The following is a 22909-nucleotide window of genomic DNA, read 5'->3' as shown; positions in this document are numbered from 1 at the left end:
GTTTGCTATATTATATTTTAATATTTTTTTAATTAAACAAGACCCCAAATGAAATTAAAAAACTATACCGCAACAGTTTTAGCACTGATAATATCAGTGTTTAGTTGGGCACAAAATGCTCAGCAACAAAAAGCCGATAACCTATTTAATAAGTTTGCTTTTGTGCAAGCTACAAATGCGTACCACAATTTAATAAACCAAGGCATTAATACAGATTATGCGACAAGGCAATTAGCAGACAGTTATGCTTATTTAAGAAATCCAGATAGTGCCGTAATCTATTACGAAAAGGCTGTAAAACAAAACCACGTACCTATCGAGTATTACTATAACTACTCACAGGCTTTACGTGGTGTTGGCGACTACGAAACGTCTAGAACATTAATGAAACAGTTTAAAGATGCTGGAGGAAATATTCAAGAGGCTAGATATCTAAAAGATTCAGATTTTTTAAATGCCATTTTTAATGCTAAAAAGCAATTTACTTTAAAGAGTGTTAAGTTCAATTCTAAATTCAGTGAATTTGGTGCCTATAAACACGGTGATAAAATTTATTTTACTTCTGCAAGAGATAAAGGCAATATCAAAAAACACATTAATTCCTGGAATGAAGAACCTTTTTTAAATATTTACGCCATAAATGCCAACTCTAACGATACCCTTATTGGCAATAAAACTAAATTAAAAGGCCCTGTAAACTCTATATATCATGATGGTCCACTTACCATTACTAAAGATGGTAAAACCATGTATTTTTCCAGAACAAATTTTATAAAAAACGTATTAGGTGGCAATGATAACGGTATATCTAACCTTAAAATATATAAGGCAACTTTGGTAAAAGGAAAATGGAAAAACATTGAAGAATTACCTTTTAATAGTAACCATTTTTCTAATGGACACCCTGCTTTAAGCGAAGACGAAACTAAGCTATATTTTACTTCTGACCGATCTGGAGGACATGGTGGTTCAGATATTTATTATGTCGATATCAATAATGGGGTCTTTGGTAAACCTAAAAATCTTGGTAGTGTTGTAAACACTAATAAAAATGAAAAATTTCCCTTTGTTAATACTGAAGGTGTTCTATTCTTTTCTTCTGATGGTCACCCAGGATTAGGATTGCTAGATATTTATGGGACTGTTACAGATGAAAATAAAATTATTGTAAGTGTTATAAATCTAGGGACACCTGTTAATTCGAGTAAAGACGATTTTTCATTTTTCATGGACGAAGATGGATTATCTGGATATTTAGCATCCAATAGAAAAGGTGGTTCTGGTAGCGATGACATTTATGCTTTTGAAAGAAATACAAAATTAAAACTTGAAGAACCTAAATCAATAAAGAAGGTAATACCTGAAAACGACAGTTTAACTTTAACACCAAATAATGGTAATGAAACCCAAGGAAACGACCCCAAGGTGGTTGATTTCGCTCCTATTTACTTTAATTTTAATAGTGCTTCCATTAGAAATCAAGACAAAATAGCCTTGGATAATATTATAAATACTATGGTAAATATTTATCCAAACATGACTATAGCCATTGAATCTTATTCTGATGCTCGAGGTCCTGAAACTTATAACGACAAATTATCTCAAAAAAGAGCAACTACTACTTATGAATATTTAGTATCCAAAGGTGTCAATCCTATAAGAATAACAAGCTATAAAGGTTTTGGTGAGGAAAACCTATTAAATAACTGCTATAGCAACACCAAATGTACTGAAGATCAACATCAACAAAATAGACGCACACAGATTAATGTAGTAAAAATGAATTAATATCAAACGAACTACATCACATCAACTAAAAAACCATCAAAAGAAATAACTTTTGATGGTTTTTTAATTTACAATTTTATGAGTTAAAGAAATTTAACACCCCGTGTATAAAACTTGTTGGCTACCCCATAAAAAATTAAATCCTTTTTTTGTAAATTAATTAAAAATAAAGAACCTAGTTTAGACGACCATAGTCTTTTGTTTTAATACTTTATGAAAAACGAAAATTTTTATATTAATAAACAAGAACCAAACAAAGGCTGTTTGTTAACATTACGGGCTATTATTTTAAAGCAGGACGAACATGTAACCGAAACAACAAAATACGGTATGCCTTGCTTTTGCTATAAAAATAAGATGTTTTGTTATTTATGGATGGATAAAAAAACAGAAGAACCTTATATACTTTTTGTTGAAGGCCAATACTTAAATACTCCTGAATTGGAAATAGGAAGTAGGAAACGAATGAAAATTTACAGAATAAACTCAAATAAGGATTTGGAAATAAACCGCATTGAATTCTTATTAAATATAGCCTTAGACTTATACAGAACGGGTAAGATTAAAACCTAATGGTCTATAAATTTACTTAAATTAATGAATAAGGCATACAATAATAAATTAAATGTTTATTCTTCAACTATAAACGTAAAAAAACCTCACGGATCGAGAGGTTTTTAATTTGGGGCTATTAATTATAACTAATTTAAAACATTTTTAAAGCTATTAAAAAGGTTTTTTGAGTACGTATTTTAAACAATAAACCTTATTTTTTTATAAAAATATTGGTATAATACCATCTACCTTCTGCATTCTTTTCGGCCGATACATCAAAATTTGTAAAGTCTCCTTCTAAATTTTCTTTATGTGCTTCACTTTTTAACCAAGCTCTAACAACAGACTCTGCCGAACTATATCCATAAGCCACATTTTCCGAAACATTTTTAGCACCTGCATTTGCCTTTAAATAGTCGCTACGTGTAAAAAAATTATGATGCGAGACGTCACCACTATCAACCATATAATCTGTGTGACTATAAGCTACAGATTTTACAATATTCATTTCAGACAACGTATTTAAACCTACTGAAGATCTATGGGTATTTATAAGCTCTAAAATTTCAACTTCAATTGCTTTGGCTTCTTGCTCTACAATACTTAATTCAATGTCTGTAGAATTGTTTTCATCGCTATCGGTACTACATGAACTAAAGGTTAGAACAGCACATAAGGCTATTACGGGTAATTTTGTAAATAACTTCATAGGTTAAGTTAATTAGATTTGGTTCTGTAAAATTAACCCTATACTATGAAATAATCGTTAATGAAATGTTAAAATCGTCTAAAAACATGTATTTCGTCGATTTTATATGTTTTTCATCGTTGAAATACAAAATTTGAATTGAAATTCATGTATTTCAACGTTGTTTTAAGGAGATAGTCGATTTACTAACCAATTGTAATCCTCTTGAAGTTGATACCGAATTCGATCGTGGAGCCTATTTGGTCGCCCCTGCCAAAATTCGATTTCAACAGGCTTAATAATATAACCACCCCAATAATTTGGTCTCTCAATATCTTTACCTTCATACTCCAATTCCAGATCCTTAAGCTTGTTTTCTAAAAACTGCCTATTTGGAACAAGTTCACTTTGGTTAGAAGCTATCGCTCCTAACTGACTACCTCGAGGTCTTGACTCAAAATAACCATCACTTAAATTATTAGCGATTTTTTCAGCTTTACCTTTTATAATAATTTGTCGTTCTGCACCATGCCAAAAAAAAGAGATACAGACATTAGGATTAGCAGCTATAGCCCTACCTTTTTCACTATTATAATTCGTGAAAAATATAAAACCTTCGTACGTGAATCTTTTAAGTAAAACAACCCGGTTTTTAGGGAAACCATCCAAACCAACTGTAGATACGGTCATGGCGTTGGTTTCGTCTTCTGTAAAATGTTTATCAACTTCGTAAAACCACTTTTGAAATAATTCCATAGGATTTTCCGGAACATCATCTAATAACAATGCCCCTTTTTCGTAAGATTTTCTATAATTACTTAAATCTTTTTCCATAGTATGCAAATTAAATGATTTTTAAAAAAACTACTATACATTTTTATTTTTTTTAATATTCTCATTTATAAAGGGTTCAATATTCGAAGCCCAAAACAACGATATTTCTGCCTTAAATTTTGTTAAAACATCTTAGAAACACCCCATTTTATAAGGCCTATTTTATAGAATTCAGTAATTTCGCGTAACCCTAAGCAACAATTATGACCATTGCGAATTACTCCAATTTTAAAACTTTTAAATTCACCAAACTAGAAATGCCTTTCGGGAATTTTTTTATTTGCGATAAATTTTGCGTTGGGGAAATACATGAGGGAGTTCATTATGATTGGGATAAACTTTTTGAAGTTATGGAAATTTTACAAGACTTTTATAGTAAGGATACTCAATTTGCCTATATTTCAAACAGAATAAACCACTACTCTACTGATCCCAGTAATTGGACTAAAGTTGAAAAAAGTAGTTATAATCTTATTGCAAGCGCTATTGTTATTTATAACAACTCCACTTATATGAATGCTTCAATAGAAAAACAATTCACTAATTTAAGTATTAAACGCTGTATGTCTTTAGAGCAAGCTATAGATTGGATCCTAAATTTAAATGAGTTTAATTAAAATTCAAAACTTTTACCATCTTCCGCTAATTCTACAGCTTTAAATACGGTTTTAGCTTCGTCTTTAAAAGCATCAATACTGCCATAACGTGTTGAGTAGTGTCCTAATATTAAAGTGCCTATATCAGCTTGTTTTGCAATCAAGGCAGCCTCTTTAGCAGTAGAATGTTTCGTTTTTACTGCTAAATGTGCATGTTGTTCCAAAAAAGTAGATTCGTGATATAATACATCCGTACCCTTTATAAGGGGTACAATATCTTCCTTATACATCGTGTCACTACAAAAGGCATAACTTTTAGGTTTAGCACCTGGTTTTGTAACGCTTTCATTTCTTATCATAACACCATCTTCATTTTCAACATCAAAACCTTGAGTAAGCTTTCTATAGTATGCTATATTAATATTGGCATCTTCAACAGCATTCATTTTTAATTTACGCAAGCCTTCTTTTTCTTTAAACAAATAGCCATTTGTATAAATTCTATGGTTTAGTGGAATGGTAAAAACTTCTACCTTATCATCTTCAAAAATTAACTCTGATTTTGTTGAAGTTAATTCATGAAAATACAAATTATAGTTTGTCCAGGAATCGGCTAACTTCATTTGTAAAACCACAATTTCTTTTATCCCCTTTGGACCATAAATATGTAAATCTGTTTCACGTGTAAGTAGTCTAAACGTAGAAATTAAACCTACCAAACCAAAAAAATGATCGCCATGTAAATGCGAAATAAAAATATGTTTAATTCGGTTAAACTTAATTTTATGTTTTCGTAATTGTACTTGAGTACCTTCGCCACAATCAATTAAAAACATGTGGTTATTAATTTCTAAAACCTGCGATGTTGTATTATTTAATGTGCGTGGTGTTGCGCTATAACATCCTAAAATAGATAATTTCATAAGCTACAAATGCTTTTTATAAGTTAAGGCTTCCGCTAATGAAAATTTATTTTTAAAGCTAAACGCATAAGGTGTATCGCCATTTTTGTTTAAAAAATCTAAACGGTGTTTAGCATCTTGAAAAGTAGGTTCATAGCCTTTTGGCACATACCAAAATGCCATATGCATCAATTTCATTTTTTTACTAAACCATTCTTTTTTACGTTTAAAAACTTCTATGTGTCCAGATTTATAAGTGTAGTTAAAGAGCGCATCTAAATTTTCCCAAACGGATATATTAATTATAATGTCATCATCTTTAAAAACTAGATTAGCCTCGTCTTTATCTTCATCCTTTAAACGCCAAATAAAACCTTCAGACGCGTCTGCAATAGCATTCATTTTATCCACATTATTGACAAAATCTTGCATAATTGGATCGTCCATTGGTGCTAATCGTCTAGCAATATTAACTTGAGCGAGATGATATTCATCCATTTTACAGTCCTAAATCCCGTTCCATGACATCCATTTCAATAATATCATGTGCTTCTTGAATAGTAGGCACAACAACTAATTCATCTGGGACAGTATCTAAATTTATTTTATTAGAAACTATTACGAAAGAATGTTTTGTTGCCTTATGTGTTTTTGATAAATCCAAAAATTCTACAATTTCGGCTTTAGTAAGTTTATCTAGACTTGTTAACGCCACAATTATATTATTGTTTTTATATTTTGGGTATAGCGCTTGAAGTTTTTTAACTAACTCAATAAGTGAAACTTTTTCTTGAGTGATTATTACTGTATTTCCATCTTGGTCAAAAATCATAATTTATTGTTTTATTTTAGAGGCCAGTAAATAAATTACGGCCATTCTTACTGCAACACCATTTTGTACTTGGTCTAAGATAATAGATTGTTTTGAATCTGCAACATCGCTAGTAATTTCTACACCTCTATTTATTGGTCCTGGATGCATAATTGTAATCTCTTTATCTAAAGAATCTAATAAATCTTTATTAACACCATACTGTTGAGTATATTCCCTAGTTGAAGGGAAATAACTAATATCCATACGCTCGTTTTGCACACGAAGCATATTTGCAACATCGCACCAGTTTAAGGCCTTACGAAGATTAGTTTCTACTTTTACACCAAGTTCATTTATATATTTAGGAATAAGGGTTTTTGGTCCGCAAACCATAACTTCTGCGCCTTGTAATTGTAATGCGAATATATTAGACAATGCCACTCTACTGTGTAAAATATCACCCACAATGACTACTTTTTTACCTTTAACTTCACCTAGTTTTTCGCGAATAGAATACGAGTCTAATAAGGCTTGTGTAGGATGCTCATGCGCACCATCGCCCGCATTAATAATACTTGCGTTAACATGTTTAGATAAAAATACACCAGCACCAGGATTTGGGTGTCGCATTACTACCATATCTACTTTCATAGATAGAATATTGTTTACCGTATCAATTAAGGTCTCTCCTTTTTTAACCGACGATTGCGCAGAAGAAAAATTAAGTACATCGGCAGATAATCGTTTTTCGGCAAGCTCAAAAGATAACTTGGTTCTTGTAGAGTTTTCAAAAAATAAATTGGCAATGGTTATATCTCTAAGCGATGGGACTTTTTTAATTGGCCTATTTATAACTTCTTTAAAATGGTCGGCAGTTTCAAAAATAAGTTGGATATCTTTTTCTTGAAGATATTTAATTCCTAATAAGTGATTTACACTTAATTCGCTCATGGTATTTTATATTCAGTTGGCAGCCTTAGTCTGCAATTACACTCGATAATTTAAAATCTATTTCTCTCTCTTTGTTGCCTCCCGTAAAATTGAGATGCACCATTGCTTCCTTCAAAAAATGATAATCCTTCAAAACAGGAAGCATACACTTAAATAATTTTTCGGCATTTTTACCGTAAGTAAAAAACTTCCCATGAGAATCATCCAACGCTATTTCATGCATATCGTGATTACCCAATTCTACAGGGATAATTCGCATTAATTTCGCATCTATTTCTTGAATAACTTCTAAGCTATCAAATTTTCCAAATTCTATAATTACAGAATCTTGCTTTTCAACTGGCTTAAAATTTAACTCATCAATTTTCAAAAGTTCCTTATTTGTTACAATCTTTTAGCGTCTATCTTAGCTCTTCAGTCTTCTATTAATCCTACTTTTCAATTAAGTAAACCGCATCTTCATTATCATGCTCCTTCCAATTTACCCTTACCTTCTCATTATTAATTACATCTACCTGTCTACCTCTATAATTAGGCTGTATTGGTAAATGTCTGCTAAAACGTCTATCAATTAATGTAAGAAGCTCAATTTCGTTAGGTCTACCAAACGATTGAATGGCTGTTAAAGCTGCTCGTATGCTTCGTCCGGTATATAAAACATCGTCAATAAACACAATGTTTTTATCCTCAACAATAAAATTTATTTTTGTTTTATTAGCTTCTAGCGTTTTGTCCCCTCTACGAAAATCATCTCTAAAAAAAGTGATATCTAAATGACCTAACTTAACATCTTTAACCTTATAATCTTCGCTTAAAATTTTGGCTAACCTATCTGCTAAAAACACGCCACGAGGCTGTAAACCAATAAGAACGGTATTAGAAAAGTCGTTGTGTTTTTCAATAAGTTGACAAGCCAATCGGTGAAGAATGATGTTTACCTCTTTTGCGTTAAGTAAAACTTTTTGACTCATATTGTATCCAAACGTATTTGGAGAACAAATATAATGCAAAAAGTTAGAAGTTAAAACCAATACTACCATCTTTATTTGGGTGCAACCCAAAAAGGGTCGGGCTATCCGTTACAAGTCCTCGCACCTCCTCTGTTGGGCTGTTGGCTTTCTCTACTATCGCTTGCGCGCTTGAATTAATATAACCATATCCATAATTAAATTCGATATTTAAACTAAGTTACAATAAAAAAGCCTCTCGAAATCGAGAGGCTTTTTAATATAGATTAATGTGATTCCTTTTTTCAAAGGAATTTTTAACGGATTACTTTTTCCCGTCCATTTTATCTTTAAGAGCTTGTAAAGCATCATTAGCATCACCTAAAGTTGGTTTAGCTTCGGCAGCTTGAGAAGCTTGCTTTTTAACAGCAGCTTTTACGTTAGCCATTTCTTCAGCTTTAAAAATTGCAGTATGCGAAGCAACTACTCTTTTAAACTCTTTATTAAATTCAATAATTTTGAATTCAGTTTCTTCACCTTTGTTAAGTTTAGAACCGTCTTCTTTCTCTAAGTGACGAGAAGGTACAAAAGCAACGATATCTTCGTTAAACTCGATTGTAGCACCTTTATCAACTATCTCAGAGATAGCAGCTTTATGTACTGTACCTAAAGCGAATTCAGTTTCATACTTATCCCAAGGGTTATCAGTTGTTTGTTTATGACCTAAACTTAATTTACGTCCTTCAACGTCTAATTCAAGTACAACAACATCTAACTTATCACCTACAGCACAGAACTCAGATGGATGCTTAATTTTCTTAGTCCAAGATAAATCAGAGATATAAATTAATCCGTCAATTCCTTCTTCTAATTCAACAAAAACACCAAAGTTTGTAAAGTTACGTACAATACCTGTATGCTTAGAACCTAATGGGTATTTAGTAGTAATATCAGTCCATGGATCTGGAGTTAATTGCTTAATACCAAGAGACATTTTACGATCTTCTCTATCTAAAGTTAAGATTACTGCATCAACTTCATCACCAACAGTAACGAAATCTTGAGCAGAACGTAAATGTGTAGACCAAGACATTTCAGAAACGTGAATTAATCCTTCAACACCATCAGCAACTTCAATAAATGCACCGTAATCTGCGATTACAACTACTTTACCTTTTACTTTATCACCAACTTTCACCTCTTCTGCAAGAGCTTCCCATGGGTGTTTAGATAATTGTTTAAGACCTAATTGGATTCTAGATTTGTTTTCATCAAAATCAAGAATTACAACATTTAATTTTTGATCTAACTCAACAATCTCATTTGGATGGTTAATTCTAGACCAAGATAAATCTGTAATGTGAACTAATCCGTCAACACCACCAAGATCGATAAATACACCGTATGAAGTAATATTTTTAACAATACCTTCTAATACTTGACCTTTTTCTAATTGACCAATAATTTCTTTCTTTTGTTCTTCAATATCGGCTTCAATAAGCGCTTTATGAGAAACTACTACGTTTTTGAATTCGTGGTTGATTTTCACAACTTTAAATTCCATAGTTTTATTTACGTACTGGTCGTAATCTCTAATTGGTTTAACGTCAATTTGAGAACCTGGTAAAAATGCTTCAATTCCGAAAACATCTACAATCATACCACCTTTAGTTCTACACTTAACAAAACCGTTAACGATTTCACCAGTTTCGTGTGCTTTATTTACACGATCCCAAGCCTTAATTACACGAGCTTTTCTGTGAGATAATATTAATTGTCCTGTTGCATCTTCACGCACATCAATTAACACTTCTACTTTGTCTCCTACTTTTAAGTCTGGGTTGTAACGAAATTCGTTTAAAGAAATAACACCTTCAGATTTTGCATTGATGTCAATAATAGCATCTCTATCAGAAATGTGTACTACTGTACCTTCAACAACTTCATCATCTAAAGTGTCAACGAAATTTTCAGCTACTAATTTTTCAAATTCTTTAAGTTGTAAATCATCAACTTCATCAATACCTTCTTGGTAATTGTGCCAGTTAAATTCTTTTAAAAACTTTTCAGGATTTGCTTTTGCTTCAGATACCACTGGAGCTTCTACTGCTGGAGCTTCTGTTGCTTCAACTTCAGCTTGTTTTGCTTTTTCAGCCATTTAATTAATTTCTGCGATAATTATAAAGTATTTCTTTTTTCGAAATCGCTTTTTTATCGCTTTTGTATTCTGTTATGTTTCAGGGATTTTAAGCGAATAACACACAGAAGTGTTATATTATTTTTAAGTTTCATTCCTTTTATTATCCTGACGATTCGCTAAAAGGAGTGCAAAAATACATAATATTGATATAATTACCTAAAAATGAACAAATAAAATAAATGTGACTAAAACCTTATGATAGTGTCTTAATTTTAGAACATTAGAACTATTACTAAAAAACATTTAATTAATTGAATCGAATAATTTAGTATATTGTTCTATACAATTATTTACAAATAAATATTACTAAATCATGGTGAAAGCAAAGTATCAAGACGTATTAAACTTAGGTGAAGCGTTAAATATTCAAAACGGAGATGTAACTGAAGAGAATGGGGTTCTTAAAATTAAAGGAACTGCTAATACACAGTATGAAAAAAATATTCTTTGGGACAAAATTAAAGAAATAGGCGGTGAAAACCCTACTGATATTATGGCGAACATAACAGTAGCCGATGAAACCGTTTTTGCTAGACATACCGTTAAAAGCGGTGAAACTTTAGGTAAAATTGCTAAGCAATATTACGGTAACGCCTCAAAATATCAAGCTATTTTTAAGGCTAATTCAGATATTTTAAAGAATCCTGATGTTATTCATCCAGACCAAGAATTAATTATTCCTAACTTATAGGATTACATAATATATAAAACTAAAAAGCGAATCTTATTTAAAGTTCGCTTTTTTACTTTTATTTAAATGCTATAATGTTAGTCTAAATCTTCAATAGTCCTATTTGCCAATTGAAGTATTTTATTAAATTGCTCATCTAAAGTCATGTGAGAATTATCAATTTCAATCGCATCTTTTGCTTTTACTAAAGGCGAATCTTCTCGATGTGAATCTATATAATCGCGCTCCTGAACATTTTTTAATACATCCTTGAACTCAACATCATCGCCACGTTCTACAAGTTCTTGATAGCGACGCTCTGCCCTTGTCTCTGCTGATGCTGTCATAAATAATTTAAGTTCTGCATCCCGAAATACTACTGTACCTATATCTCTACCATCCATAACAACACCTTTGTCCTTTCCCATTTCTTGTTGTTGTTCTACTAGCTTTCTTCTAACTTCTGATATCGAAGCTACTTTACTAACAAAACTTGAAACCTCCAGAGTTCTAATTTGCTTTTCAATATTAACATTGTTTAAGTACACTTCGGCAAATCCTAAAGTATCATTAAATTTAAAATTGATTTTAATATTTGGTAATTGATTAATTAAAGCCTCCGAATTAAAATTGGTTGAATTAATTAACCCGTTTTCCATAGCGTAATACGTTACCGCTCTATACATAGCACCCGTATCTACATAAACGTAACTTAAATGCTTTGCTAATTGTTTTGCTACAGTACTCTTACCTGTTGATGAAAACCCATCGATAGCTATGGTAATTTTATTCATTTTATAAATTTAAAATACAAATGTAAAATTAAGAACTTAACTATTGAAGACTTTAAGAACTTTATTATCGTAAATCTATTTGCAATCCAAAGAAATTGGAATTCCCTGCACTAGTATATTTAGCATGCGTATAACTAAAACGCATTTTATTCATTTTTATAGAAATTCCGGCTGATAGCCCTGAAAAGTTACGTTGATCTACAATTCTTAACTCCTCGCCTCTTCTAAAATTATACCCTAATCGAATATTAAAACCACTTTCTGGAAATAATTCTGCACCTAGAATAGTATGTCGAATTACTTGACCAATAAAACCAATTTCTTCGGAGGTTTGATTTCCTGACAAATCACTTGTTGATCGTGCTGGATTTGAAGTTGCAATAGGCCACTCTTGTAAATTTTCTAAAGTAACATGCCATCGTATAGGAACATGTTCTAGTTTTTGAGACATTCCAAAGGCGACTTCAAACGGTAAGCGCTCCTTTAAATCGGCATAGGTTGTTATTTGAGTTCCTAAATTTCTTATTACCAAAGTAGCATTAAAATCCAGATACTCATCTATATAAATAAGCCCCACATCTATGGCCGCACCTAGAGAACTATATTGTTCTAGTTTCGATGTTATTAATTTAGCGTTAGCACCAAAATAAAAATCTGAATACCCTATTTGCGAAGCATAACCAAAAGATAATGCAGTATCATTGCCCGAAAACGTTCCTGTAGAATTACCATCTTCATCATAACCGTCAAAAGAACCATAATTTACATAAGTAATTCCAGCATGAAAGGTTTGTGTACGCCTATCAATGGTATAAGCATAAGAAGCTGTACCATATCCAATACCACCTAAATAACTTGTATAATTTAAAGCTAATTGATTATCCATTTCCACATTAATGGTGGCAGGATTAAAAATAGCTTGTGAAACGTCATAATCTACATTTGTTAAAACCTTACCTCCTAAAGCGGCTTGACGCGGCGACGATACCAAATTTAGAAACTGGTATGTAGCTTCTCCTCCTATTTGAGCAAAGGAGAGCGAAGTAAAAGTTAAAAAACAAAATGTGGTAATTTTTCTTAGCATATTTTCGACACAAAGTAAATGAATCTATACTAAAACGTTGGCATCTATAATTTATTTTTTTTTCGAAAAATTAAAACTATTTTAAAATTATTTTCTTAACCAATAGCTAATATATTGCTTTTCAATACATTTAAGCGTTTAATAGTCTTAACACCAAAACCTGTTTTTCTTGAAATACCATAAATCGTGTGTCCGCTTGCTACTTTACAAGTACTATTTTATTTACCTTGTTTAAGGTAAATACAGTTCCCGTAGTTGAACAACATGAAAATTCAACCTTTCAATTGAACTTTCATGTTGTTTTTTTGGGATTAACAATGCAATAGTTTCTTTAGAATCTTAAAAAAAATGCCCTCATGGTCATTTAATTTAACTTCTTTTCCATTAAATAGTTCGTCCTTATATACTACTTTACCTTAAGATGGTAAACTTATTTTAAATATTAAAACCTGTATAAAAAGAATAAAGCCTTATAATTTCTTTGCATTCTGCACTTTTTGTTTTGTAATTGCAATATCTATAACCTCGCTCATTTCTGTTACATAATGAAAGGTTAAACCTTTTAAATATTCTGGCTTAATTTCTTCAATATCGCGTCTATTATCTTCACACAATAATATTTCTTTAATACGAGCTCGCTTTGCGGCTAATATTTTTTCTTTAATTCCTCCTACCGGCAATACTTTACCACGTAGGGTAATTTCTCCTGTCATGGCTAAACTCTTCTTAACTTTCTTTTGAGTAAAAAGAGACACTAAAGAAGTTAACATAGTTACACCAGCACTAGGACCATCTTTTGGAGTAGCACCTTCTGGTACGTGAATATGTACATTGTATTTTTCAAAAATACTAGTATCTATTCCAAAACTATCTGCATTAGATTTTATGTACTCCATAGCAATGGTAGCAGATTCCTTCATGACTTTACCTAAATTACCAGTAATAGTCATAGCACCTTTCCCTTTAGAAAGAATAGACTCAATAAATAAAATATCACCACCTACACGTGTCCATGCTAAACCAGTTACAACACCTGCAACATTATTATTTTCGTATTTATCACGCTCCATTTTTGGACCGCCTAAGACCTTAATAATATCCTCGTTTGATACTTTTATGTTATAATCCTCTTCCATAGCAATATTTTTAGCTGCATAACGCACCATTTTTGCTACTTGTTTTTCAAGACCACGAACACCAGACTCACGAGTATAACCTTCAACAATTTTTTCTAATTGCGGTTTTCCTATTTTTAAATGGACTTCGGTTAAACCATGTTCTTTCAACTGTTTTGGTAATAAATGGCGTTTAGCAATTTCTACCTTTTCTTCAATAGTATAACCAGTTACATTTATAATCTCCATTCTATCTCTTAGTGCAGGCTGAATGGTAGATAAACTATTAGAAGTGGCTATAAACATGACTTTAGACAGGTCGTAACCCATTTCTAAAAAGTTATCGTAAAACTCACTGTTTTGTTCCGGATCTAAAACTTCTAACATTGCTGAAGATGGATCACCTTGATGAGAATTTGATAATTTATCAATTTCATCCAAAACAAAAACAGGGTTTGATGTTCCCGCCTTTTTTAAGCTTTGAATAATACGTCCAGGCATAGCACCTATATAGGTTTTTCTATGACCACGAATTTCTGCCTCATCACGCAATCCACCTAATGAAATACGAACATACTCTCTACCTAAAGCCTCGGCAATAGATTTACCAAGCGATGTTTTACCAACACCCGGAGGTCCGTAAAGACAAAGAATTGGCGACTTCATATCATTACGAAGTTTTAAAACAGCCAAATATTCTATAATTCTTTGTTTAACATCTTCTAAACCAAAATGATCTCTATCAAGAATTTTCATGGCACGTTTAAGGTCGAATTTATCTTTACTAAATTCGTTCCATGGTAAATCTAAAAACAATTCTAGATAGTTTCTTTGAATAGAATATTCTGCAACTTGCGGATTCATACGTTGCATTTTAGCAATTTCTTTTTCAAAATGCTTCGCAACTTTTTCGTCCCACTTTTTTTCTTTTGCCTTAACCCGCATTTCTTCTAACTCACCATCATGACTAACACCACCCAATTCTTCTTGAATGGTTTTCATTTGTTGGTGCAAGAAATACTCACGCTGCTGTTGGCTCATATCCATCTGAACTTTAGATTGGATATCATTCTTAAGTTCTAATTTTTGAAACTCAACATTCATATACTTTAACGTGGTTAAAGCACGTGTTTTTAGCTCATCAATTTCTAAAAGTTCTTGTTTTTCGTCGACACTTAAATTCATATTTGAAGACACGAAGTTGACTAAAAACGAATTACTTTCAATATTTTTTATGGCAAAAGAAGCCTCACTAGGTATGTTCGGACTTTCCTTAATAATCTCTAAAGCTAAATCTTTTATAGAATCAATAATTGCCGTAAATTCTTTATTCTTTTTAGCCGGTTTAGCTTCTTGAATATCTCTAATGGTAGCTGTCATGTAAGGTTCCTCAGTAAGTACCTCGGCAACTTTAAAACGTTTTTTACCTTGAATAATAACGGTTACGTTACCATCAGGCATTTTTAAAACTCTTAAAATTCGGGCTACTGTACCAGTTTCAAAAATGTCTTTTGCTCCAGGTTTTTCAACCGATTCATCTTTTTGAGCAACTACACCAATGACTTTTCCGCCTTTATTAGCATCGTTTATTAATTTAATTGAGGCATCTCTACCTGCTGTAATAGGAATAACAACACCTGGAAACAATACCGTATTTCTTAAAGATAAAATAGGTAATGTTTCTGGTAGCTCTTCATTATTGATTGCTTCTTCGTCCTCCGGTGTCATTAACGGAATTAATTCTGAGTTTTCATCAAACTCCTGTAGTGACAAACTGTCAAGGGTTGTAAATTTAGATTTTTTCATATATATTTTTAGGTCAATCTGTCATTAAATCCAGATTAATCATTTTTTAAAATTTTAACAATAACAGTAAAATACTGAATTTTAGATGTTTTCTGTATAAAAAATATGCATAACTATTAGTTAAATTCAATAGCTATGCCAATAATTACAATTAAACTCTAAAAAGGCAATAATTCTTGTAGTTAGATCTTCCCTAACTTCTTTAAAGTAAACAAAAGAACAATAGGAACAGCCAATAAAACAATCATGAGTAAATTGGTTTCAAATAACCAAGGTGATAATAATAAGGTAATTATATAACCGCCAACCGCTCCACCAAAATGGGCATCATGCCCAATGTTTCCTATTCTGTTTTTCATACCATAAATAGAATATAATAAATAGCCAATACCAAACAAATACGCAGGAATAGGAATTGGAATAAAAAACATATACAGACTCATTCCTGGTTGTAAAAGTATTGCAGAATAAATTATACCACTTACCGCACCACTGGCTCCTACGGCACTATAATGATATTCATTTTTATGAAAATAAAGTGGTAATAAACTTCCAACCATAAGGCTGCCTAAATAAACAAGAAGAAACTGAATAGAACTTAAATTAGCTATAACAACATCGGCAAAAAAGAATAATGTCAACATATTAAAAAATAAATGTTGCGTATCGGCATGTAAAAATCCTGAGCTAAACATCCGTATTTTTTCACCACGCTGTACAGCACCTACTTGAAATTTATATTTATCGAAAAAACCAAAATCGTTAAATCCCTTATACGAGATTATAACATTTGCTGCAATAATTACAATGGTTACAATATTCAAATTCCCCATAAGGTCTAAACGTTTATTCTTAAATTAATATATATTTGCGGTACAAATCTAAAACTTATTCATGCAATTTCTAGTTTATATTCTGGTTTATCCGTTTTTATGGATAATATCTATATTACCATTTAGAATATTGTACTTTTTATCCGATTGTTTTTATATTTTGGCTTATTACATAATTGGCTATAGAAAAAAAGTGGTTTATGATAATTTAAAACTAGCTTTCCCTGATAAAACAGAACAAGAAATTTTAAAAATAAGAAAACGTTTTTATCATCATTTATGTGATATGATGTTTGAGGCCATAAAATCTATTACTATTTCTGAGGCTGAAATGCATAAACGTTATGTTTTTACAAACGTTGAAGAAATTCTAAAACTTGAAAAAGAGCAAAGAAGTATTGTATTATTTATGGGCCATTATGCTAGCTGGGAATGGATTTTTATTTTACAAACCCATATAAACCATAAAGGCTATGCTGTTTATAAAAGGCTAGCTAATAAGTATTTTGATGCACTAATAAAACGTATTCGAGCAAAATACAATAGTTATTTAATGACTACTAAAGAAACGATTCCTACCCTACTAAAGGCAAAAAGAAATAAAGAATTAACACTTAATGGGTTTGTTTTCGACCAATCTCCAAAGCTTCATAAGGCGCTATATTGGCAAGATTTTATGGGCGTAGAAGTTCCAGTTCATGTAGGTGCCGAAATACTTGCTAAACGGTTAGGAATGGCAACCCTATTTTTAAAAGTAAAGAAAGTAAAACGTGGTTATTATGAAGCGAGTTTTACTGATATTATTAGAAATTCCAAGGATTATAAAGATTTTGAGCTTACAGAATTATATCTTAAACGTGTAGAAGCCCAAATTTATGAAGCTCCAGAATATTATTTCTGGACGCATAAACGATGGAAACATATGGGTAAGAAACCCAAGGAATAAATTCCGAACAAACAATCAATTCTAAATTCCAAAATGCATTTAAAGCGGGAGTAACTCACTAACTCAAGCAGATAGTTTAGCCCCGATTGAAACGGCATCCTTTTTAAAATTAAAGAAAACCTTAACTTTAAGGCATAGTTTATTATTGGTAAATTCCTTTACTCTTACTCTCGCCAAGGACTTTTTAAAAAGATAAAGTGGAAAGCGGGAAACAGCTTCTAAAACTATTAATTATAAAGCTTGTTTATTAAATAGAAATCGGCTAAAACTAGTGCTGCCATAGCTTCTACAATAGGTACAGCTCTTGGAACCACACAGGGGTCGTGACGTCCTTTACCTTGCATCTCGACTGTATTACCAGCTTTATCGATGGTTTCGTATTTCTGAATTAGCGTTGCAACTGGTTTAAATGCTACGTTAAAATAAATATCCATTCCGTTGCTTATACCACCTTGAATACCTCCTGAATAGTTGGTTTTTGTTGACCCATCATTATTAAAAGCATCGTTATGGTCGCTTCCGTACATAGTACTACCGTGAAAACCGCTACCATACTCAAACCCTTTAACGGCGTTTATAGACAACATCGCTTTACCTAACTGGGCATGCAATTTATCGAACACAGGTTCGCCTAAGCCTACAGGCACATTTTTAATTACGCAGCTTACAATACCACCCACGGTATCACCTTTTCCGCGTACTTCTTTAATATACGTTTCCATTTTTGCTGCCATATCTTGGTCTGGGCAACGTACAATATTCGACTCTACTTGTGTAAGATCTATTTCGTTATATGGCGTATCTAATTTCATGGTGCCAACGCCCGAAACGTAAGCTGTAATTTCGATACCTTTTAACATTTGTTTTGCAATGGCTCCAGCGACAACACGACATGCAGTTTCGCGTGCAGAACTTCGTCCGCCACCACGATAATCGCGAACGCCGTACTTTTTATCGTACGTATAATCGGCATGACTAGGTCTGTAGCTATCTTTAATATGCGAATAATCGTGAGATTTCTGATTGGTATTTTCAATAACAAAACCAATAGAAGTTCCTGTGGTTACACCTTCAAAAATACCAGAATGGAATTTTACGGTATCTGGTTCTTTTCGCTGCGTAACAATGGCAGATTGTCCTGGTTTTCTTCGATTTAATTCATTTTGAATTTCATCTAAATCTAACTTAATTCCTGATGGACATCCATCAATTACACCACCTAAAGCAGGTCCGTGAGATTCTCCATAAGTTGTTAAATTAAATAGTTTTCCGAAGGAATTACCAGCCATAATTTCAATTTTTGGCTAAGTTAAATCTATTCTTATAAATACGAAAATGAAATCGTATTTAGCTTCATCCTTTTCATAGCCAAATGCATAACAATTAATTAACAATCATCTGACATTTAATTAATTATAGGGTAATGATTACATAATACAAAAAGTTGTTATTTGTCATGTACCAATACCACCACACTTGAAAATAAAACGAAAAATAGAAATTGCCGTAATATCCGATGTGCATTTAGGCACCTACGGTTGTCATGCCAAACATTTATTAACCTACTTAAACAGTATTGAACCTAAAAAACTCGTACTTAATGGTGATATTATTGACATTTGGCAATTTAGTAAACGTTACTTTCCAAAATCGCATATGAAAGTCATTAAGAAAATAATGACCATGGCTTCTAACGGTGTAGAAGTTATTTACATTACCGGGAACCATGACGAAATGTTAAGAAAATTTAGCGATACTTTTATCGGGAACATTTCTATTGTAGATAAAGTTGTTTTAGAACTCGATGGACAAAAAGCTTGGTTTTTTCATGGTGATGTATTCGATATATCTGTTCAAAATGCAAAATGGTTAGCTAAACTTGGTGGCTATGGATATGATTTATTAACACTTTTAAACAAAGGTGTTAATTGGTATTTAGAAAAAAGAGGAAAAGAGCGTTATTCACTATCAAAACGAGTTAAGAATGGGGTTAAAGGCGCTGTAAAATATATTAATGATTATGAAAGAGTAATTTCGGAATTAGCAATTGAAAACGAGTATGATTATGTAATTTGTGGGCATATCCATCAACCTAAAATGGAATATTTTGAGAATAAACATGGTAAAACCATGTATTTAAACTCTGGCGATTGGGTAGAAAATTTTACAGCTTTAGAATACCAATTTAAACGTTGGAAAATCTACAATTTTAACAAAGATAAGCTAGCGCCTTTTGTGGTTATTGACAAAGATGATGAAGACTTAGAATTGAAAGATTTAATTGCTGCAATAACCATTGTAAATCAAGCAGAAAAAAAGAAAAAATCTAAAAAGCCTAAAACCAAGTTTTAAATAAGTGCCTCTTTCAGTATAGTAACCGGATGTTTTGCAATACGATTAGTTCCATCCTTAATTTGATGTCTGCAACTGGTTCCGTTTGCGGCAATTAAAGTGCTACTTGGAGCCTTTCTAACAGCCGGAAACAAGGTTTGCTCGCCTACCTGCATACTAACCTCATAATGTTCTTTTTCGTAACCAAAACTGCCTGCCATACCGCAACAGCCACTCGGGATAATGCTTACTTTATAATTTGTTGGTAAATTTAATACCTTAAAACTAGATAATTGATTACTCATAGCCTTTTGGTGGCAATGCCCGTGAAACTTTATGGTTTTACACTCTAACGTAAATTGCTCTGGCGTTATGTTTCCTAATTCTATTTCTTTTTGAATAAATTCTTCTATTAAAAATGTGTTTTTAGATAACGCTTCCGCGGAATTAGTATCGTCTGCCAATTTTAAATACTCGTCTTTAAAGGTGTATATTGCTGAAGGTTCAATCCCTATAAGTGGCGTTTCTTCTGAAACTTTATCCTTAAATAGAGTCACGTTTTTATTAGCATGTGCTTTAGCTTCTTCTAACAAACCTTTTGATAAAAACGAACGACCAGATTCTGAATTATCTATAATTTCAACATTATAATTTAAGCCTTTTAAAAGCTCCAATGCATCTTTACCAATAGCAGCATCAAGCATATTTGTAAACTCATCATTAAACAAATACACCGTTTTTATATAACCTCCACGTTTTCCAGTTTTTTTAAAGGCTTGATAATAGGTGTTTAAAGTAGGTTTTGATAGTAACGGTAAACTTCTTTCTTTAGCTATTCCAACAGCCTTCTTTAATAAAGTCGATGTCAAATTATTCGAAAACATAAAATTTGATAACCCTGTAGTTTTACTTCCTAAGTGATTCAATCTATTGTTATAAGCAAACAATTTAGTTCGCAACGACACACCATTTTCTTTTTGATATTGATATTGAAATTCGGCTTTTAAGGCAGCCACATTAACGCTGCTTGGGCATTCGCTAGAACAGGCTTTACAGCTTAAACACAAATCGAAAACATCTTTTAATTCCTCGTGATTAAATTTATTTGATTTCTCCGAGTTGGTTAAAAACTCGCGTAACGCATTGGCGCGGGCTCGGGTTGTATCTTTTTCATTTCTAGTAGCTCTGTAACTTGGACACATGGTACCGCCAAACTCTGGTAATTTTCTACAATCGCCAGAACCATTACATTTTTCCGCTTCACGTAAAATCCCTAAAGAACTTGAAAAATCTAAAAAAGTATCTATTTCAGGCTCTACCCTATTTGGTTTATATCTTAAGGATTTATCCATGGGTAACGCATCAATTATTTTACCAGGATTAAAGATGTTGTTGGTATCAAAAGCTAATTTAATACGTTTTAAAATGTTGTAATTGGCTTCACCAATCATTAAAGAAATAAACTCAGACCGTACAATACCGTCGCCATGTTCCCCACTCATGGAACCGTTATAGGATTTTACCAAATGTGCCACATCCGTGGTTATTTTACGAAATAACTCAACATCGTCTATCCTTTTTAAATCTAAAATAGGACGTAAATGAATCTCTCCTGCTCCGGCATGTGCATAATAAATAGCGTCTTGTTTGTACCGTTTCATAAGTAGCGAAAACTCAGAAATATAATTTGCCAAGTCTGGTAAAGCTACTGCTGTGTCTTCAATACAAGCGACTCCTTTTTTATCTCCAATAATATTTCCTAATAAGCCTAAACCAGCACTACGTAAATTAACTGCTTTATTAATGTCATGACCTATAAGTTTAGGATAAGCATAACTTAAACCCGAATCGATAATTGTTTTTTCAAGTTTGCAAGCTAATAATTTAACACCTTCTAGTGTTTCTCCTTTCACCTCACACATTAAAATAGCTTTAGGATCTCCAACTATAAATTGTCTATTTTCTTGCTGGGTTTTATTATGTTTTGTACAATCTAAAATGGTTTTGTCCATCATTTCACAAGTGTACAAATCATGTTCCATAACAGGTTGTACGGCTTTCATACAGCTTTCAATGCTATCAAAATGAGCCGCCACCATTATAGATTCTGCTGGTGGTAATTTATCAAGTTTTAAAGTAATTTGAGTTGTAAAAGCTAATGTACCTTCACTTCCTGAAAGGAGTTTACACATATTAAATTTTTCAGATGTCTCTAAAAACACTTCAGATTTTATCAATTCGTCTATCGCATAACCTGTGTTTCTTCGGTGTATTTCTGGTTTTGGGAAATTTTGTGAAATACTATCCCTAACCGATTCCGATTTTAATTCGTTGTAAATGGTTTTATATATATCACCTTCTAAAGATTCTAGTTTAATTTTTTCGTGGAAAGCTTCCGAAGACAATTCATTAAACACAACAGCCTTACCATCACTTAAAATGGTATGCATTTCTACAACTTTATCTCGTGTAACGCCATATTGTATAGACGTTGTACCAGAAGAGTTATTACCAACCATCCCTCCTATCATACATCTGTTAGAGGTTGATGTGTTGGGACCGAAAAACAAACCATAAGGTTTTAGATAAGTGTTTAAAGCATCGCGAACAACACCAGGTTGTACCGTAACCGTTTTGGCCCTTTCATCGAGTTTAATAATTTTAGTAAAATACTTTGAAACATCAACCACAATACCATCTCCAACACATTGTCCTGCTAATGATGTTCCTGCCGTTCTGGGAATTAAGGAGGTATTGTTATCCTTAGCAAACTTTATTAGTGCTTTTAAATCGTCTTCATTTTTTGGAAAAGCTACTGCTAATGGCAGTTTTCTATAAACCGAAGCATCCGTGGCATAAATCGATTTTATTAAATGATCGTGATACAAGTCGCCCGATAATATTGATTTTAAATGATTTAAATGCATTGCGTTAAAAAATATATGATATGGGTAAATATAAACACAAAATTGGCGTTATTTTTGTTTAAGATTAAATTTTTAAAAAAGGTCTTTTAACGCAAAACGACCGTATATTATAACATTAAACTAAAAAC

At 32.2% G+C, this 22909-nt stretch carries 21 protein-coding genes; 6 read left to right on the top strand and 15 right to left on the bottom strand.

Annotation, left to right across the window (positions count from 1 at the left end; all coding sequences use genetic code 11):
* The first annotated feature begins 48 nt into the window (after positions 1–48).
* A complete protein-coding gene (locus ABJM36_RS16280) occupies positions 49–1788 on the top strand; it encodes an OmpA family protein (protein ID WP_348452631.1) in 1740 nt (579 codons plus the stop codon).
* A gap of 213 nt (positions 1789–2001) precedes the next feature.
* Positions 2002–2361 carry a DUF1801 domain-containing protein gene (locus ABJM36_RS16275; RefSeq protein ID WP_348452630.1) on the top strand — a complete coding sequence of 120 codons (360 nt, stop codon included), beginning with the start codon at positions 2002–2004 and terminating at the stop codon, positions 2359–2361.
* A 193-nt stretch (positions 2362–2554) separates the two neighbouring features.
* Here ABJM36_RS16275 and ABJM36_RS16270 read toward each other — a convergent pair whose 3' ends face one another.
* Both ABJM36_RS16270 and pdxH read right to left on the bottom strand, forming a co-directional pair.
* Complete coding sequence (locus ABJM36_RS16270; RefSeq protein WP_348452629.1) at positions 2555–3052, bottom strand: CAP domain-containing protein; 498 nt, start codon at positions 3050–3052, stop codon at positions 2555–2557.
* 165 nt (positions 3053–3217) lie between these two features.
* Complete coding sequence (gene pdxH / locus ABJM36_RS16265) at positions 3218–3865, bottom strand: pyridoxamine 5'-phosphate oxidase (protein ID WP_348452628.1); 648 nt, start codon at positions 3863–3865, stop codon at positions 3218–3220.
* 203 nt (positions 3866–4068) lie between these two features.
* Between pdxH and ABJM36_RS16260 the strand changes: the two genes are divergently transcribed.
* Positions 4069–4482 (top strand): hypothetical protein, encoded by a 414-nt coding sequence (locus tag ABJM36_RS16260; RefSeq protein WP_348452627.1) that lies wholly within the window; start codon positions 4069–4071, stop codon positions 4480–4482.
* Here ABJM36_RS16260 and ABJM36_RS16255 read toward each other — a convergent pair.
* From ABJM36_RS16255 to rpsA, 7 genes are all read right to left on the bottom strand, one after another.
* On the bottom strand, positions 4479–5384 hold the full coding sequence (locus ABJM36_RS16255; protein WP_348452626.1) for a ribonuclease Z: 906 nt from the start codon (positions 5382–5384) through the stop codon (positions 4479–4481). The two genes, ABJM36_RS16260 and ABJM36_RS16255, sit on opposite strands and share 4 nt — an antisense overlap.
* Positions 5385–5387: 3 nt before the next feature.
* A complete protein-coding gene (locus tag ABJM36_RS16250; RefSeq protein WP_348452625.1) occupies positions 5388–5861 on the bottom strand; it encodes a DUF3291 domain-containing protein in 474 nt (157 codons plus the stop codon).
* Between the two features lies 1 nt (position 5862).
* On the bottom strand, positions 5863–6195 hold the full coding sequence (locus ABJM36_RS16245) for a ribonuclease Z (RefSeq protein WP_348452624.1): 333 nt from the start codon (positions 6193–6195) through the stop codon (positions 5863–5865).
* 3 nt (positions 6196–6198) lie between these two features.
* Positions 6199–7128 carry an aspartate carbamoyltransferase catalytic subunit gene (locus tag ABJM36_RS16240; protein WP_348452623.1) on the bottom strand — a complete coding sequence of 310 codons (930 nt, stop codon included), beginning with the start codon at positions 7126–7128 and terminating at the stop codon, positions 6199–6201.
* Positions 7129–7153: 25 nt separating this feature from the next.
* The gene (locus ABJM36_RS16235) at positions 7154–7498 is read right to left on the bottom strand and encodes a hypothetical protein (protein ID WP_348452622.1); all 345 of its coding nucleotides are present in this window, start codon (positions 7496–7498) and stop codon (positions 7154–7156) included.
* A 61-nt stretch (positions 7499–7559) separates the two neighbouring features.
* Positions 7560–8099: a bifunctional pyr operon transcriptional regulator/uracil phosphoribosyltransferase PyrR gene (gene pyrR, locus ABJM36_RS16230; RefSeq protein ID WP_348452621.1), complete on the bottom strand. Its 540-nt coding sequence runs from the start codon at positions 8097–8099 to the stop codon at positions 7560–7562.
* 301 nt (positions 8100–8400) lie between these two features.
* Complete coding sequence (gene rpsA, locus ABJM36_RS16225) at positions 8401–10233, bottom strand: 30S ribosomal protein S1 (protein WP_348452620.1); 1833 nt, start codon at positions 10231–10233, stop codon at positions 8401–8403.
* Positions 10234–10588: 355 nt separating this feature from the next.
* On the opposite strand from rpsA, the gene ABJM36_RS16220 reads away from it, so the two are divergent.
* Positions 10589–10966, top strand: coding sequence for a LysM peptidoglycan-binding domain-containing protein (locus ABJM36_RS16220; protein WP_348452619.1), 378 nt, complete (start codon positions 10589–10591; stop codon positions 10964–10966).
* Between the two features lie 77 nt (positions 10967–11043).
* On the opposite strand, the gene cmk is transcribed toward ABJM36_RS16220, so the two are convergent.
* The 4 genes from cmk to ABJM36_RS16200 all read right to left on the bottom strand — a co-directional run bounded on the left by cmk (position 11044) and on the right by ABJM36_RS16200 (position 16577).
* The gene (cmk, locus tag ABJM36_RS16215; RefSeq protein ID WP_348452617.1) at positions 11044–11739 is read right to left on the bottom strand and encodes a (d)CMP kinase; all 696 of its coding nucleotides are present in this window, start codon (positions 11737–11739) and stop codon (positions 11044–11046) included.
* Between the two features lie 64 nt (positions 11740–11803).
* On the bottom strand, positions 11804–12823 hold the full coding sequence (gene porQ, locus ABJM36_RS16210; RefSeq protein ID WP_348452615.1) for a type IX secretion system protein PorQ: 1020 nt from the start codon (positions 12821–12823) through the stop codon (positions 11804–11806).
* Positions 12824–13293: 470 nt separating this feature from the next.
* Positions 13294–15744, bottom strand: coding sequence for an endopeptidase La (gene lon / locus ABJM36_RS16205; RefSeq protein ID WP_348452614.1), 2451 nt, complete (start codon positions 15742–15744; stop codon positions 13294–13296).
* 182 nt (positions 15745–15926) lie between these two features.
* A complete protein-coding gene (locus ABJM36_RS16200) occupies positions 15927–16577 on the bottom strand; it encodes a rhomboid family intramembrane serine protease (RefSeq protein ID WP_348452613.1) in 651 nt (216 codons plus the stop codon).
* A 61-nt stretch (positions 16578–16638) separates the two neighbouring features.
* On the opposite strand from ABJM36_RS16200, the gene ABJM36_RS16195 reads away from it, so the two are divergent.
* Entirely contained in the window at positions 16639–17523 is an 885-nt protein-coding gene (locus ABJM36_RS16195; protein ID WP_348452612.1) for a lysophospholipid acyltransferase family protein, read from the top strand.
* Between the two features lie 227 nt (positions 17524–17750).
* Here the strand turns inward: ABJM36_RS16195 and aroC are convergent, their stop codons facing one another.
* Positions 17751–18812 (bottom strand): chorismate synthase, encoded by a 1062-nt coding sequence (gene aroC, locus ABJM36_RS16190; protein ID WP_348452611.1) that lies wholly within the window; start codon positions 18810–18812, stop codon positions 17751–17753.
* A gap of 187 nt (positions 18813–18999) precedes the next feature.
* Here aroC and ABJM36_RS16185 point away from each other — a divergent pair, with 187 nt between their 5' ends.
* Positions 19000–19875 carry a UDP-2,3-diacylglucosamine diphosphatase gene (locus ABJM36_RS16185; protein ID WP_348452609.1) on the top strand — a complete coding sequence of 292 codons (876 nt, stop codon included), beginning with the start codon at positions 19000–19002 and terminating at the stop codon, positions 19873–19875.
* Here the strand turns inward: ABJM36_RS16185 and ABJM36_RS16180 are convergent.
* Positions 19872–22781, bottom strand: a complete 2910-nt coding sequence (locus tag ABJM36_RS16180) for an FAD-linked oxidase C-terminal domain-containing protein (protein WP_348452608.1) — start codon at positions 22779–22781, stop codon at positions 19872–19874. The genes ABJM36_RS16185 and ABJM36_RS16180 overlap by 4 nt on opposite strands.
* Between the last annotated feature and the right edge of the window lie 128 nt (positions 22782–22909).

This window comes from Algibacter sp., assembly GCF_039977455.1.
In the GTDB taxonomy this organism is placed as follows: domain Bacteria; phylum Bacteroidota; class Bacteroidia; order Flavobacteriales; family Flavobacteriaceae; genus Algibacter_B.
This window is presented reverse-complemented; position numbering and strand designations above follow the sequence as displayed.

Bases quoted from the DNA above. Each gene is read 5' to 3' on its own strand.
- ABJM36_RS16220 (WP_348452619.1), top strand. From the start codon at position 10,589: ATGGTGAAAGCAAAGTATCAAGACGTATTAAACTTAGGTGAAGCGTTA.
- ABJM36_RS16250 (WP_348452625.1), bottom strand. From the start codon at position 5,861: ATGGATGAATATCATCTCGCTCAAGTTAATATTGCTAGACGATTAGCA.
- ABJM36_RS16255 (WP_348452626.1), bottom strand. From the start codon at position 5,384: ATGAAATTATCTATTTTAGGATGTTATAGCGCAACACCACGCACATTA.
- ABJM36_RS16240 (WP_348452623.1), bottom strand. From the start codon at position 7,128: ATGAGCGAATTAAGTGTAAATCACTTATTAGGAATTAAATATCTTCAA.
- ABJM36_RS16180 (WP_348452608.1), bottom strand. From the start codon at position 22,781: ATGCATTTAAATCATTTAAAATCAATATTATCGGGCGACTTGTATCAC.
- ABJM36_RS16200 (WP_348452613.1), bottom strand. From the start codon at position 16,577: ATGGGGAATTTGAATATTGTAACCATTGTAATTATTGCAGCAAATGTT.
- cmk (WP_348452617.1), bottom strand. From the start codon at position 11,739: ATGAATAAAATTACCATAGCTATCGATGGGTTTTCATCAACAGGTAAG.
- ABJM36_RS16280 (WP_348452631.1), top strand. From the start codon at position 49: ATGAAATTAAAAAACTATACCGCAACAGTTTTAGCACTGATAATATCA.
- ABJM36_RS16245 (WP_348452624.1), bottom strand. From the start codon at position 6,195: ATGATTTTTGACCAAGATGGAAATACAGTAATAATCACTCAAGAAAAA.
- lon (WP_348452614.1), bottom strand. From the start codon at position 15,744: ATGAAAAAATCTAAATTTACAACCCTTGACAGTTTGTCACTACAGGAG.
- aroC (WP_348452611.1), bottom strand. From the start codon at position 18,812: ATGGCTGGTAATTCCTTCGGAAAACTATTTAATTTAACAACTTATGGA.
- pyrR (WP_348452621.1), bottom strand. From the start codon at position 8,099: ATGAGTCAAAAAGTTTTACTTAACGCAAAAGAGGTAAACATCATTCTT.
- ABJM36_RS16275 (WP_348452630.1), top strand. From the start codon at position 2,002: ATGAAAAACGAAAATTTTTATATTAATAAACAAGAACCAAACAAAGGC.
- ABJM36_RS16260 (WP_348452627.1), top strand. From the start codon at position 4,069: ATGACCATTGCGAATTACTCCAATTTTAAAACTTTTAAATTCACCAAA.
- ABJM36_RS16270 (WP_348452629.1), bottom strand. From the start codon at position 3,052: ATGAAGTTATTTACAAAATTACCCGTAATAGCCTTATGTGCTGTTCTA.
- pdxH (WP_348452628.1), bottom strand. From the start codon at position 3,865: ATGGAAAAAGATTTAAGTAATTATAGAAAATCTTACGAAAAAGGGGCA.
- rpsA (WP_348452620.1), bottom strand. From the start codon at position 10,233: ATGGCTGAAAAAGCAAAACAAGCTGAAGTTGAAGCAACAGAAGCTCCA.
- porQ (WP_348452615.1), bottom strand. From the start codon at position 12,823: ATGCTAAGAAAAATTACCACATTTTGTTTTTTAACTTTTACTTCGCTC.
- ABJM36_RS16195 (WP_348452612.1), top strand. From the start codon at position 16,639: ATGCAATTTCTAGTTTATATTCTGGTTTATCCGTTTTTATGGATAATA.